Source organism: Flavobacterium reichenbachii (assembly GCF_002217435.1).
Taxonomy (GTDB): Bacteria; Bacteroidota; Bacteroidia; order Flavobacteriales; family Flavobacteriaceae; genus Flavobacterium; species Flavobacterium reichenbachii.
The window spans coordinates 60,680-74,414 of the sequence record NZ_MUHF01000001.1 but is presented as its reverse complement, the minus strand read 5'-3'; the positions used below and the strand labels follow the sequence as shown (position 1 = coordinate 74,414).

The following is a 13,735-nucleotide window of genomic DNA, read 5'->3' as shown; positions in this document are numbered from 1 at the left end:
GGTTTTGTTTACCAAACGTAAGTTGCAACTGAACCTGCATTTAATGTGGTTGAAATTTGTTTTTGGTTGTATTTTATATTGAATGTTTCTGCTGCGGTTCCATCATTTTCTACTATTAAAACAATTTGTCCAGATGGTGTTTTAAAAGCTGCATTGTATAAATTTCCGCTTATGTTACTTCCAATTCTAACTGATCCTTCGGGAACAAATTTTGAAGCGTGGCCAATAATATAATACCCCACTTCTCTTTTTATGTTCTGATTTTGATCTATCATCAAAGCGCCTTTGCAAGTCGAACAGCCGCCTGGTGTAAATGGTTTGTAAAATTCGTCATTGGCCAATCCCCACGAAAGTGCATTTTTACTCCAATTACGCATAGAACCAATTACAACATTTTTTACACTCCACTTCAAATCATTTTCAAAACTGCTTCCTGAACCTGTATATTGTTCTGTAAAATATAAGTCTTTATTGGGATAAGCATTATGTACCGTCGTCAATGCGCTAATATCTCCTTCGTACAAGTGAAAGGCAGATCCTGCAACAAACGGCAGTGCTTTTGGATCATTTAAAATCGTTAAAGGATATTCTGGTTTATTGCAGTTGTGGTCGTAAACTATAATTTTGGTTTTGATTTTTGCTTTCGCGAAAGCGGGACCTAAATTATTTTTAATAAATTCTGCCTGCTGTTCGGCCAGCATTAACAAGCTCGGATTATTTCCAGGATGCAATGGTTCGTTTTGAGGTGTAATCGCATCGATTGTAATACCTTGAGATTTCATTGCCTGAATATATTTTACAAAATACTCGGCATAAACCTGATAGTATTTGGGCTGTAAACTTCCTCCTTTTGAGCTCCCGTTATCTTTCATCCAAACTGGCGGCGACCACGGTGAACCCATAATTTTGATGTTCGGATTTATGGCTAAAATTTCTTTTAAAATCGGCACAACATCGTTTAAATCGGGACCAAGATTAAAATGCTCGAGCTTTAGATCTGTCTGGCCTTCGGGCATATCATCATAAGAAAAAACTTTTTCATTCAAATCTGAAGCTCCAATACTAATTCGCAGATAACTCAACCCGATTGCATCACTTTTTCTAGAAAATAATTCCTGAAGCAAGGCTTCTCTTTTTGTTTTGTCTAATTTCAAAATGGTTTGCGCGCTCCCGCCTGTAAGAGAAAATCCGAAACCCTCTACAGTCTGGAATTTTTGAGAAGCATCTACCAAAATCGTCTGATTGGAATTGGTCTCTGTACTAAAAACCAAATCATTCTGCTTTTTAAGTTTTGAAGATTCATCTGATGCCGTAATCCAAGCTTCTGCTTTAGAATTGCTTACTGCATTTTTTGAAGAACCGCATTTTATTTGTACTGCAATAAGAGGCAGCAAAAGTAAAATTTGAAGTTTTTTGCTATTTTTCATTTAATCTATTTCTATTAATACAGGCAAATGATCAGACGGATATTTTAAATCTTTAGAATCACTTAAAACTGCGTGTTTTTGAATATTAAGACCGCTATTTTTCGAAATAAAAATATAGTCTATTAATAAAGTAACAGGCTCGTTATGTTTAAAACCATTAAATGTACCCGATGGTCCAAATGGTTTTTCTTTGGAAACATTTTGAGTGTCATCCATCACTTTTTTGATTTCGACAATTTGTTTTGTTTCGGGTTCTGAATTGAAATCTCCCATTAAAAATGCCGGGTAATTTTTGGTGTTCAGCGCTTTTATTTTTGCAAGAATCAGCTCTACTCCTTTTATTCTTGCTTCGTTACCCATATGATCCAAATGCATATTAAAAACCCAGAATATTTTCTTTGTTTTCAAATCTTTAAAAAGTCCATACGTGCAAACTCTATTGCAGGCTGCGTCCCAGCCGCGAGAAACCACATTTGGTGTTTCTGACAACCAGAATGTATTGGTCTGCTCTACTTTAAAACGATCTTTTTTATAGTAAATCGTACACGCTTCGCCTGTACCTTTTTCTTCTCTTCCTATTCCAAATCTGTTATAATTTGTCAAGGCAGCTGCAATATCAAGTACCTGATTTGGGGTTGCTTCCTGAACTCCAAAAATATCCGGACTGTAAAATTGAATTTGAGAAGCAAAATAATCTTTTCGGTTTGGCCACGCATTTTCTCCGTCAGAAGCAACATCTAAACGAATATTGTAGGTCATAATTTTTAAATTTTGACCAAAAAACGAATGGCTTATCAAAAGCATTATCAATACTATAATAAAAGTGTTTGTCTTTTTCATGTTAAAAAATTTAATTTCGTAAAGCTAGTTATTCATTGACTTTGACGATAAAAAAGAGCGGTAAGATATTGTTAATTCTGAATCTTAAGTTCCTTAAAAAATTGATTTTATAACATTAAAAGTTATTTCTTTACTTTATCTTTTTTCACTTCTGAGAAATCTAAATAATTAAGGTTAAAACCACCTTTTTCAAAAACTGTTTTAATTTTATTTGTTCCGGCATTCAATTCTATTCCAGATAAAATAATGGTTTTCCATTTTTCATTTCCTCCTGTTGGCGGTAAAATGATGGTCTCAGATTTTTTTCCGTTTTGGGTTTCGAAGTATATTTTTCCTTCTAAATTTTCACTCGAATATCGAATTGCTGCTTTGTATGTATTTTGTTTTTTAGCCTCAACCGTAAATTGCAGCCATTCTCCATCTTCAATAAAAGAGACCTGATATCCGTTTGATCCGGGATCTTTGCACGGCAGAATATCAACACCATCATTTCTCATTGTATTTCCTTTATTCCACTCGTCAAATTTTCCTGTCGCAACTTTGTAGTTGACAAAATCTTTATCTGAATAAGCATAACCATTTGTTCCTAAATCATATTGTGTTGCTGGGATTTTACCCGGAACTGCATGTTTTTTGTACGGTTTAGTATCATTGGTTTGTACTTGTCTAAACATGGCATCAATTACATCTGGCTTAACGGTTACGTTTTGCATTTTGTAATTATCTGCCATTTTCATTAATGCTTTTTTTGCAAAGTCTGCTGTTGGTTTTTGTCCGCCGTCTTTCCAATATTTTAATAGAACATCGTATTCCGTAATTTTGGTTACCGAGGTTACTCCTGCAATATTTTCGATTTTTTTCATTGGCCAGAACGCCCAGCCAATATTGTTGGTTTCTACAAGAGTCAAGGCATCTTTAAACCAAACATTGGAGTTCTCTCCGCTTTCTCCTAACCAAATTGGCACATTATATTGAGTTCTGTAATCCAGTATTTTCTGTATGGATTCTTTATCGTTATAATTCCAATATTTATGAAAACTCAACGCCATATTATCATCCCACAAAGGAAAAATTCCGTTATAATTATTTCCCCAGCAGTTTCCTTCAATAATTACCATATGGTTTGTATCGACTTCGCGAATTGCTTTTGTAACGGCAACCATCAAATCTCTCAAAGGTCCGTTTGAATTTTCATCACAGCCATTTTTATTACTTCCGGTAAAATTCCAGTTTGGTTCATTAATAATATCATAAGCTCCAATCCACTGATTGTCTCTGTAACGAGAAGCAAGTTTTTTCCATAACGCTATCATTTTTTTCTGATTGGCTTCACTCTGCCAAAGAGCTGGTTTTGTAGTATCATAGTCAGAAATCGCTGCATCATTTCCCTGCCCTCCAGGCGCTGCATGTAAGTCTAATATAAGATAGATTTTGTTTGCTTCGCACCATTTTAATACATTATCAGTCATGGTAAAACCTTCTTCAATCCAAGTGATTTCACCATTTTTTTCCTGTTCGATTGGCGGTGTATACAGATTATAATGCATCGGAAGACGAATAGAATTGAACCCCCACGCTGCAAGCGAATCGATATCACGTTTTGTGATTCCGTTTGCTTTGTAAGCTGCATAAAATTCTTTTGTGCCCTGTTTTCCAATTACATCCTCAATTTTTTGCTTTATCTGATATTGCGGACTTGCAAAAGCTTGTGTCTGCAGCATATATCCTTCTTGTACCATCCATCCGCCGAGTCCTAATCCTCTTAAAATAATATTATTCCCGTTTCCATCAACGATTTTTTGTCCATCTCTATGCAAAAATCCCTGCCCGAAGGAAGCAATCGATACTAAAAGTTGTACTGCTATAAGTATTTTTTTCATGTGAAAATTAATTTTACAACTTGCTGTTTATTTCCAAATATAAGTTCCAACATCTCCTGCATCGAGAGAGACTGCTGCCCATTTTCCATTAAATTTAATATTGAAAGTTTGGCTGGCAGATCCATCATTTTCTACAATCAATACTTTTGATCCTGAAGGAGTTAAGAAAGCAACATTCTGTAAATTTCCACTAATATTACTTCCGATTCTAACAGATCCGGCCGGTACAAATTTTGAAGCATGCGCAATAATATAATAGGCTACGTTACGCTGAAAATTATCGTTTGACGTTATCGTTATTGCCCCTTTGCAAGTTGTACAACCGCCTTGTGTATGAGGCTGAAAAGAAGCATTATTAGCCAAATTCCATTCTAATGCGTTTCTACTGTAATTTCTCATCGAACCAATAATAACATTTTTAAGATGCCATTTTAAATCTCCTCCAAAATCTCCGGTTGATGCTGTATATTGTTCTGTGAAATAAATGTTTTTGGTTGGATAAGCATTATAAACGTCTGATAATGCACTGATATCTCCCGCATACAAATGAAAAGCTGATCCGTCTACGAAAGGGAATGCACCGGCATCTGCTAAAATTACTTTAGGATAATTTGGATTATCGCAGTTATGATCGTAAGCAATGATTTTTGTTGTGATATTTGCAGTTTTAAATGCTGGTCCTAAATTATTTTTAATAAAGTCTGCCTGCTCTGTGGCCGCCATATACATACTCGGATTATTGCCGTCATGAAGTGGTTCGTTTTGTGGAGTTACGGCATCAATGGTGATTCCTTCAGCTTTCATCTGCTGAATGTATTTTACAAAATATTTTGCATAGACATCATAATATTCTGCTTTCAGTTTTCCGCCAATAAAACTGTTTTTATCTTTCATCCAAAGCGGTGCTGACCAAGGTGTTGCCAAAATCAAAATCTTAGGGTTTATTGTTAAGATTTCTTTTAAAACTGCAATTACATTTTTGTCTTTTTCTAAACTAAATTTAATCAGATTCAAATCTGTTTCTCCTGCTGCGAGGTCGTTGTAGGTATACGTTTCTGCACTTAAATCTGAAGCTCCAATGCTGATTCTTATATAACTTATTCCTATTGAATTTTCGGAAGCCCCAAATAATTCCTGCAAAAGAGCACTCCTTTTTGATGTATTTAACTGATTGATAACATCAACGCTGCCACTGGTTAACGTATATCCAAAACCATCAATAGTCTGATATTTTTGAGAAGCCTCAACCTCAATATTTGCATACGTATTACTTGTGGTGCCAAATCCCAAAATTCCGCCTTGTTTTGCCAGTAAAACACTTTGATTTCCTTTTGTAAGCCAAAAATCAATATCGTTGGTAACTGTAACCGGAGGATCAACAGGAATTGGATCGACAGCATCATTAGAAGACGAGCATTTTGCCTGAGCAAAGACTGCTATTGCAAAGAATAATGCCTTTATGGTATTTTTAAAATTTAATTTCATTTTTATAGTTTTTTTGGTTCCGAAACTAATACACAATAGTTTGTATAGCATGCGCCGGAATAGTTATAGTATTTTGCAAATCGTGGTTGATAAGGGTATAAACAATCTCTTCTGCTGATTGGTTCATAACAACTGTAATCAGCTTGTTATCAGAGTTTTTAAATGAGGTGCTTATTAATTTTTTATCGCTTATAGTTTGTATTATGCGTTTTGCATCCGGACGGATAAATTTTGACAGATGACCAATATAATAATACATTGGTGTGTAGATTAGTTCATCTTTTGCAAGATCTGCATGAATTGGCGCAAAGCAGAAATTACCAACATGATTTGGTCCTCCGTTCTGGTCCAAAAGAATATTCCAATCTGTCCAGCCGACTGTACCATTATTAAAATCGTTAATCATATTGATTCCGTATCTTTCTGCATTTCCCCAGAATTGAAATTTTTGTGCGTCAAATTTTTCAATGCATCCCTCGGTAAAAAGTAAATTTTTATTCGGAAAATCTTCGTGAACTTTTGCAACAGATTCGAATTTTGGAGGTCCGCCATTCCAAGTTTCATACCAATGAAATCCAATTCCCCAGGCATATTTTGAAACTTCCGGATCAGAGAAAACCAAGCTGGCTCTTTGCTCTAACATTTCGCCTCGGTTGTGGTCCCAAATAATAATCTTTTTAGAACCTAGACCTTCTTTTTTTAAAGTTGGTCCAAGAAAATTTTTGAGGAAATCTCTTTCGGCTTCAGGAGTATAGATACAAGATTCCCAGCGTTGTTTGGCCATTGGTTCATTTTGTATGGTTAATCCCCAAATCGGAATTCCTTCTTTTTCGTATGCTTTTATGAATTTTGAATAATAATCTGCCCAGGATTGAGCAAACTCAGGCAATAAAACGCCGCCGTGCAAAATATCATTATTATCTTTCATGAAAGCTGGGGGACTCCATGGACTAACAAATAAAGTTAGTTGTCCGCCGGCTGTTTTAATTGCTTTCTTGAGTAATGGAATTCTATATTTTTGATCGTGGTCTATGCTGAATGATTTTAAATCTTTATCTCCTTCTTTTATATAAGTGTAACTTTCGCTGCTAAAATCGCAGCTGTGTATATTTGTTCTGGCTAATGAATAACCAATTCCTTTGTTTGTGTCGTAATAAGCAGTTAAAAATTCCTGTTGTTTTTTTGGAGATAATTTAGCAAAAACTTCTGCACTCGCATCTGTTATTGCGCCGCCAATTCCTAAGAAAGTCTGATCTGTTTTTTCGGTATTTACTATAATAGAAACTGTTGATTTTGATTTTTGTAATGTTGTATTTGAAATTAAATTATTCGACAAAGACAACTTTAAGTTTGTATTTTCTGCAGTTGTATAGAGTTCTATTTTTTTGTTTGAATTGGATGAAACAGCCATATCACCCGCCGAAGTTTTTACTGAGGAACAACTCATTTGGAGTACTAAAATCGGAGCTAATAAAATTATTGGTATGACTTTCATTTAACTTTTAAAATAGATTTAATTGAAATTCAAGCAAAGCGAGGGTAAATCTTAATGATTCACCCTCGTTTTACTTACTACAAAATATTAATAAACAAGCGTTTGTATTGCGTGTGCAGGAATTCTAACTACAGTTTTTTCTGCACCAATAATTAAGTTATAGATCAATTCTTTCTCCGATTGATTCATTACGATTGTCGCCATTGTACCGTCTGCATTTAAAAATGAAGTACTTAACAGTGCGCTTCTGCTAACTGCAGTATTTACTCGTACGGCATTTAATCGAATGAATTTTGAAAAATGTCCTATATAATAATAAGACGGTGTGTAGATTAAATTTCCGGTTGTTGTATCAGCATGAATTGGTGCAAAACAAAAGTTCCCCACATGATTTGGACCTCCGTTCTGGTCTAAAAGAATATTCCAATCTGTCCAGCCGGCTGTTCCGTTATTGAAATCATTAATCATAGAGATTCCGTAACGTTCTCCGTTTGCCCAAAACTGATATTTTTTGGCATCAAATTTCTCCACACATCCTTCTGTAAATAATAGTTTTTTGTTTGGATATGCTTCATTAACCTTTGCTACATTATCAAACATTGATGCACCGCCAGACCAGTTTTCGTACCAGTGAAAACCCATTCCCCAAACATATTTTGAAGCTTCTGGATCTGAGTAAATTACGTTGGCTCTATAATTCATTAAATCACGATTATGATCCCATGCAATTATTTTTACATTTCCTAGTTTTTCTCTTTTTAACGTTGGACCCAGAAAATTTTTGATAAAATCTCTTTCATCTTCTGCACTGTAAATACATGATTCCCAAGTTTGAACTGCCATTGGCTCATTTTGAGTTGAAGTTCCCCAAATCGGAATTCCTTCTTTCTCATAAGCTTTTATAAATTTTGCATAAAAGTCTGCCCATGTCTGATAATATTCAGGTAATAGTTTCCCGCCTTTTAATACATTTTTATTGCTTTTCATAAATGCATTTGGCGACCACGGAGCAACATAGGTTGTTAATTTACCTCCTGCTGTTTTTATGGCTTGTTTTATTAAAGGAATACGAAATTGTCTATCATGATCAATAGAAAAAGTTTTTAAATCTTTATCACCTTCTTCGATATAGGAGTAGCTTCCACTGCTAAAATCAGAACTTTGTATCGTTGTTCTTAGCAAAGAATAGCCAATTCCTTTTTGTTTATCGTAATAGGCATTTAAAAATTCTGTTTGTTTTTCTTTAGAAAGTTTAGCAAAAATTTCGGCACTCGCATCGGTAATTGCACCGCCAATTCCCATAAAAGTCTGAAACTTTTTAGATGGTTCTACAAAAACAGATGTTTCGGTTTCCAGAGGCTGTTTTGATTCTGAAAAAGTCAGATTATCTGTTGTTGATAGTCGTAAATTCAAATCTTCAGCTGTTGTATAAACTGTTACTTTTTTTCCTTTGGTTGTAAATTCTTTTTTTGTTTTCTGTTGTTGTGCTAATGCCGTTAATGAAAACAAAAGGCATAGAATTTTTAAAGTATTTTTTCTCATTCTCCCTTAGTTTATTAGATTCTGAATTAAAGTATTACAGAAACGATTAAATAGTTTCTGGCTGTTTAAGGATTTAAAAAATAGCCCATACTCATAATGATTATGGGCTATTTACAACCAAACTTAAACTTAACTTAACTCTTTATTTTTCTCTCATTTAGATTTTTAGATTGTAAACTTATTGACCATTCTAATGCGGTCTAATCTTCCTGAGAATTATTTTTACAGCCATCCCAAATGTTCAGCTTATTATGTTCTAAGCTATATTTTTGCTATGATTGCTTACTATTTATTATTGATAATTAGGATTCTGTTTCAATTTAGTACCATTAAGTTCCGTGTAAGGAATTGGAAAAATCTCATCTGTTCCTGCATTAAAACCTCTGTCTGCTAATGCAGTTGCTGCATCTCCCCATCTTACTAAATCAAAGAATCTGTGTCCTTCACCAGCTAATTCCATTCTTCTTTCTAATTTAATGGCTGCTAATGTTACTGGAACAGGAGTTAATCCAACTCTAGCTCTAACGGCGTCTAGTAAAGCTTGCGCTCTTGCACCAGATCCTAAAGCTTCTGCTTCCATTAAGTAAGTATCTGCAAGTCTGATAACATACGAATTTTGTTTGTAATTTAACTCTTGGTTACCACCACCTGTACGAACATCTGATTGTCTTGGAAGATATTTATTCAAGAAATAACCTGTATCCTGATAAGCTGGAATGTAGTCTGCTTTACCAGCTGCTTTTAAAGCTTTTAAATCATAAATAGTAGCTCCAAATCTTGGATCATTTTTCATTACATCGTATAAATTTTGTGTTACAGGATTGAAAGCCCATCCTGAAGGAAGATCAGCAGCATCAGATCCTGTTGGTCTTGAATATCCTCTTGGTCCAATCATTTGGTTTAAAGAGTTACCTTCGTCTTTACCTTGCCCCCAAAAGGTCCAGTCAGTATTACCTGCACTACTATGAGATACTTCGATAAGTGATTCTGCATTAAATTTGTTAGAAGTAACCCATAAATCACTAAAATTTGTAAGCAATTTATTTCCGTATTGATTAGTCGCTCCAGGTGTACCATTTACTTCTGCTAAAACTGTCACTGCCTGAGTTTTTTTACCTTCAAACAAATACACTTTTCCAAGTAAGGCCTGAGCGGCACCTTTATTGAATCTTCCTGCTTCAGTTGCTGCTACAACAGTATTTGGAAGAGCAGGAATAGCTTCTAACAAGTCTTTTTCGATTTGTGCATAAATCACCTCTGGGGTTACCTGCTCAGGATTATAAATAGTCTGAGTGGTTAAAGGTTCTAGTACCAAAGGAATATTTTTAAACAATCTTACTAAATTGAAATAGTAAAATGCACGAAGTGTTTTAGCTTCTGCTGCGAATCTTGTTCTTACTGCATCAGTCATTGAAGCGGCAGGAAGTTTTGAGATCAGCATGTTTGCTCTCGCAACACCTTGATAATGATCGTTCCAGAAACTTCCTGGAATACTAATTGAACTAAGTGAATGCGTTGAAAAATTTTGAATTCCGTTTCCATCTGTTGAACTACCTCCGCCAGCATAAAAATCATCAGAACCTGCATTTAGCATTGCTACTAAATTTTCAAAACCTCCAGTATTTTTTCTTAATGGATCATAAGTTCCCATTAAAGCAGCATAACATTGTTGTTCGTTAGAAAAGTAGATGCTTGAGTCAAATTTCCCCTCTGGATTAATGGTTACGAAATCTTCAGAACAAGATCCCATAAAAGCCAGTGCAACAGCTGCGTATATATATTTAAATTTTTTAGTTTTCATAATTCTTTAATTTTTTTAAAATTGAACGTTAGCTCCTAACAGAAAAGATCTAGCTTGCGGATAAACTCCTTTATCTACTCCAAAAACCTGACCTCCAATTTCAGGATCGTATCCTGTATATTTGGTAAAAGTGATTAAGTTTTCTCCAGTTAAATAAAGACGAATTTTATCTGAACCAATTTTAGATGATAAGCTAGCTGGGAATGTATATCCAATCTGAACAATTTTTAAACGTGCGTAATTGCCGTTTTCAAGATAAAAATCAGACATATTAGTGTAGTTTTTGTTCGGATCATTGTTTGTTAATCTAGGATAATCATTAGAAGTTCCCTCTCCATGCCAACGATCTAAAGCATTTGTCTGGTAATTGGCATTTAATACATCTAATCTTCTTAAACCTTGGAAAATTTTACTTCCAGCAGCTCCTTGAGCAAATGCCATGAAATCAAAGTTTTTATAATCTAAGTTGATCGTAAGACCAAAAGTATATTTAGGGATATTTGTTCCTAAGTATCTTTTATCGTCATCTGTAATAGTACCGTCACCATTTGTATCTACCCAACGGAAATCTCCAGGTTTAGCATTTGGCTGAATCAAATTTCCTGCTGCATTTTTGTAGGCAGCAACTTCTGCAGCATTTTGGAAAATCCCAGCAGTTTTAAAACCATAAAACTCATTAAATGAATGGCCTACTTCTGTTCTTGTAACTGGTCCCATAGATTGAAAAGTAGCATCTCCTACAATGTAGTTAGTAGATGAACCTACATAAGTGATTTCATTTTTTAAGTAAGCAACATTAGCATTAACACCTAAATTAAAATCTCCAAGTCTTTTCTTGTATCCTAATTCAACTTCAAAACCACTGTTATTCATATCTGCAACGTTTGCAGAAGGCGCATCAACAACTCCTACATATCCAGGAATAACAACATTTCTTAAAATTCCAGTAGTTCTTTTCTTGTAGTAATCAAGAGTAAGTGTAAAATTATTAAAAACTCTTGCATCAAGACCAACTGTAGTTTGAGATGTTTCTTCCCATCCTAAGTCTGCGTTTGGTAAAGTAGAGTTACCATAACCTGTTGTAATATCTCCATTATTTCCAACAGAATAGTTGTATCCTCCAACAACTAAACCTCTGTACTTAAATTCTTCGATATTGTCATTTCCAACAACTCCATAACCTCCACGTAGTTTTAAACTATTAACTGTTTCGTTTTCTTTCCAGAATCCTTCTTTTGAAATTACCCATCCTAAAGAGAATGACGGGAAAACTCCCCATTTTTTATTTTCACCAAAACGAGTTGATCCATCACGACGAATAATTCCGGTAAAAAGATATTTCTCCATGTAATCATAATTCGCACGTAAGAATAATGACGCCAATTTGTGCTCAACTTTATCCTCTGTATTGGTAGATCTATCTGTTTGAGGAACATTAAAATTCCAAGAAGCATCTTTATAATTTGTTATTGGAAGTCCAAACATTGTTGTATTAACAACAGTTCCTATGTTTTCTACATAAGCACCTTGACCTGCTAAAACATTTACACTATGATTTCCAAATTTATTACTGTACGTCAAGATATTTTCAACAGTCCATGCAAATGATTTTTCATTGTTCTGGTTAAAGTTATTTTTGTCTGCTTTCATATTTGGATTTAAGAAGAAGACAGGTGTAAAAGCTTCGCTTCCCCAATAAGCTAACTTACCGCCAAGTGTAGTTCTAAATTTTAAATGACTCGTAATATTAGCCTCCAAATAGGCATTACCAACAAAATCATCCGACCAATTGTATCCTCCTAATCTTGTTTGGGTATAAGCTAGAGGATTTGTCATTTCTTGTTGTACTAAAGAAGAAATTCCGTAAGGATTTCCATTTCCGTCTCTAACAATATTTGGATTTGTATAAAAACCGGTATTAGCTACTGCTGGATCTGTAACCACTAAGGGAGTAAGTGGATCTAAGTTAATTGCAGAACTTAAAGGACCTCCAAACTCACTGTTTACGTTTCCTAAGCTTTTAGATTTTTGGCGTGTATATCCAAAAGTCTGTCCAAACGTAAAATAATCAGAGATTTTGTGTGTAGAGTTTAAACGGAAATTTTTCTTTGTATAATTTGAAATATCTGTTGTAACAATACCTTCCTGATCTTGTATACCAAAAGAAGCATAAAAAGTAGATTTTTCTCCACCTCCGCTAATGCTTAATTCATGAGTGTATCTCAGAGCTGAATCATTAAAAATTGCATCCTGCCAATCAGTACCTTTACCTAATCCTGCAATCTGTGTAGGAGTATATTTTATTGCTCCTCCATCATTCACCGATTTTTCATTCATTACTGTTGCATACTCTTGAGCATTCAATAAGTTTAATCTTTTAGCTGGTCCAGAAACACCTGCAAAACCACTATAGTTTACTGAAATCTTTCCTGATTTACCTTTTTTAGTTGTCACCAAGATTACCCCAGTAGCCGCACGAGTACCATAGATTGCGGCAGAAGCAGCATCTTTAAGAACCTCTACAGACTCGATGTCGCTTTGGTTAATAAAACCAATTGCACCAGCATCTACAGCAATACCGTCAACAACCCATAAAGGATCATTTCCACCTTCTCTAAAAGTAGTTATACCTCTAATACGAACTTTTGAGGCAGAACCTGGCTGCCCAGAAGTAGCCGCAACAGAAACTCCGGCAACTCTACCTTGCAAAGATTGTTCAACACGTCCGTTGGGAACTTTTTCAAGATCAGCTGCTTTTACACTAGAAATTGCTCCAGTAACAACCGATTTCTTTTGAGTACCATATCCAACAACCACTACCTCATTTAAAGACTGTGATTCTGGTTTTAATTGAATTGAAATTTTTGTTCTTCCATTTACAGCTTCATTTACTGTTGTATAACCTATGAATGTAATTGTTAAAGTTCCGTTTGAAGGAACCTGCAGTTGAAACTTTCCGTCAAAATCTGACGCAGTTGATTTTGTAGTGCCTTTTAATAAAACAGTTGCGCCTGGAACAGGCATTCCACTTTCATCATTTACAATTCCGCTGACTGTGACATCCTGCGCCACCGCCATAACCGAGAATAACAAAGACGAAACACAAAAAACAAGTAATTTTGTTAATTTCATTTTTCTAAAAATTTTGGTTAATTAATTAGTAATTTGATGCAATAATAATCTTAATTTTTTACTATCATCAATTAAATTTCACTACAAAAACACATCAAAGTAAAATTTTATACATTACAAAAACACATCATTT

8 protein-coding genes are annotated in these 13,735 nt (G+C 34.7%); all 8 read right to left on the bottom strand.

The genetic code is table 11. The annotated features are described in order from the left end of the window. Positions 1 to 8: 8 nt before the first annotated feature. Positions 9 to 1,427, bottom strand: a complete 1,419-nt coding sequence (locus tag B0A68_RS00265) for a glycoside hydrolase family 30 protein (protein WP_035685926.1) — start codon at positions 1,425 to 1,427, stop codon at positions 9 to 11. Further along, positions 1,428 to 2,267 carry an endonuclease/exonuclease/phosphatase family protein gene (locus B0A68_RS00260; protein WP_035685928.1) on the bottom strand — a complete coding sequence of 280 codons (840 nt, stop codon included), beginning with the start codon at positions 2,265 to 2,267 and terminating at the stop codon, positions 1,428 to 1,430. A gap of 122 nt (positions 2,268 to 2,389) precedes the next feature. After that, positions 2,390 to 4,147 carry a cellulase family glycosylhydrolase gene (locus B0A68_RS00255; protein ID WP_035685930.1) on the bottom strand — a complete coding sequence of 586 codons (1,758 nt, stop codon included), beginning with the start codon at positions 4,145 to 4,147 and terminating at the stop codon, positions 2,390 to 2,392. Positions 4,148 to 4,174: 27 nt separating this feature from the next. Then, complete coding sequence (locus tag B0A68_RS00250) at positions 4,175 to 5,632, bottom strand: glycoside hydrolase family 30 protein (RefSeq protein ID WP_035688249.1); 1,458 nt, start codon at positions 5,630 to 5,632, stop codon at positions 4,175 to 4,177. 25 nt (positions 5,633 to 5,657) lie between these two features. Further along, positions 5,658 to 7,127: a glycoside hydrolase family 30 protein gene (locus tag B0A68_RS00245; protein WP_035685933.1), complete on the bottom strand. Its 1,470-nt coding sequence runs from the start codon at positions 7,125 to 7,127 to the stop codon at positions 5,658 to 5,660. Positions 7,128 to 7,214: 87 nt separating this feature from the next. Then, entirely contained in the window at positions 7,215 to 8,669 is a 1,455-nt protein-coding gene (locus tag B0A68_RS00240; RefSeq protein WP_035685936.1) for a glycoside hydrolase family 30 protein, read from the bottom strand. 292 nt (positions 8,670 to 8,961) lie between these two features. After that, positions 8,962 to 10,470 (bottom strand): RagB/SusD family nutrient uptake outer membrane protein, encoded by a 1,509-nt coding sequence (locus B0A68_RS00235; protein WP_035685938.1) that lies wholly within the window; start codon positions 10,468 to 10,470, stop codon positions 8,962 to 8,964. A 15-nt stretch (positions 10,471 to 10,485) separates the two neighbouring features. After that, a complete protein-coding gene (locus B0A68_RS00230; RefSeq protein WP_035685940.1) occupies positions 10,486 to 13,602 on the bottom strand; it encodes a SusC/RagA family TonB-linked outer membrane protein in 3,117 nt (1,038 codons plus the stop codon). Between the last annotated feature and the right edge of the window lie 133 nt (positions 13,603 to 13,735).

Excerpts from the sequence above, each read along its gene's own strand:
- B0A68_RS00265 (WP_035685926.1), bottom strand. The coding sequence starts at position 1,427 with ATGAAAAATAGCAAAAAACTTCAAATTTTACTTTTGCTGCCTCTTATT.
- B0A68_RS00260 (WP_035685928.1), bottom strand. The coding sequence starts at position 2,267 with ATGAAAAAGACAAACACTTTTATTATAGTATTGATAATGCTTTTGATA.
- B0A68_RS00255 (WP_035685930.1), bottom strand. The coding sequence starts at position 4,147 with ATGAAAAAAATACTTATAGCAGTACAACTTTTAGTATCGATTGCTTCC.
- B0A68_RS00250 (WP_035688249.1), bottom strand. The coding sequence starts at position 5,632 with ATGAAATTAAATTTTAAAAATACCATAAAGGCATTATTCTTTGCAATA.
- B0A68_RS00245 (WP_035685933.1), bottom strand. The coding sequence starts at position 7,127 with ATGAAAGTCATACCAATAATTTTATTAGCTCCGATTTTAGTACTCCAA.
- B0A68_RS00240 (WP_035685936.1), bottom strand. The coding sequence starts at position 8,669 with ATGAGAAAAAATACTTTAAAAATTCTATGCCTTTTGTTTTCATTAACG.
- B0A68_RS00235 (WP_035685938.1), bottom strand. The coding sequence starts at position 10,470 with ATGAAAACTAAAAAATTTAAATATATATACGCAGCTGTTGCACTGGCT.
- B0A68_RS00230 (WP_035685940.1), bottom strand. The coding sequence starts at position 13,602 with ATGAAATTAACAAAATTACTTGTTTTTTGTGTTTCGTCTTTGTTATTC.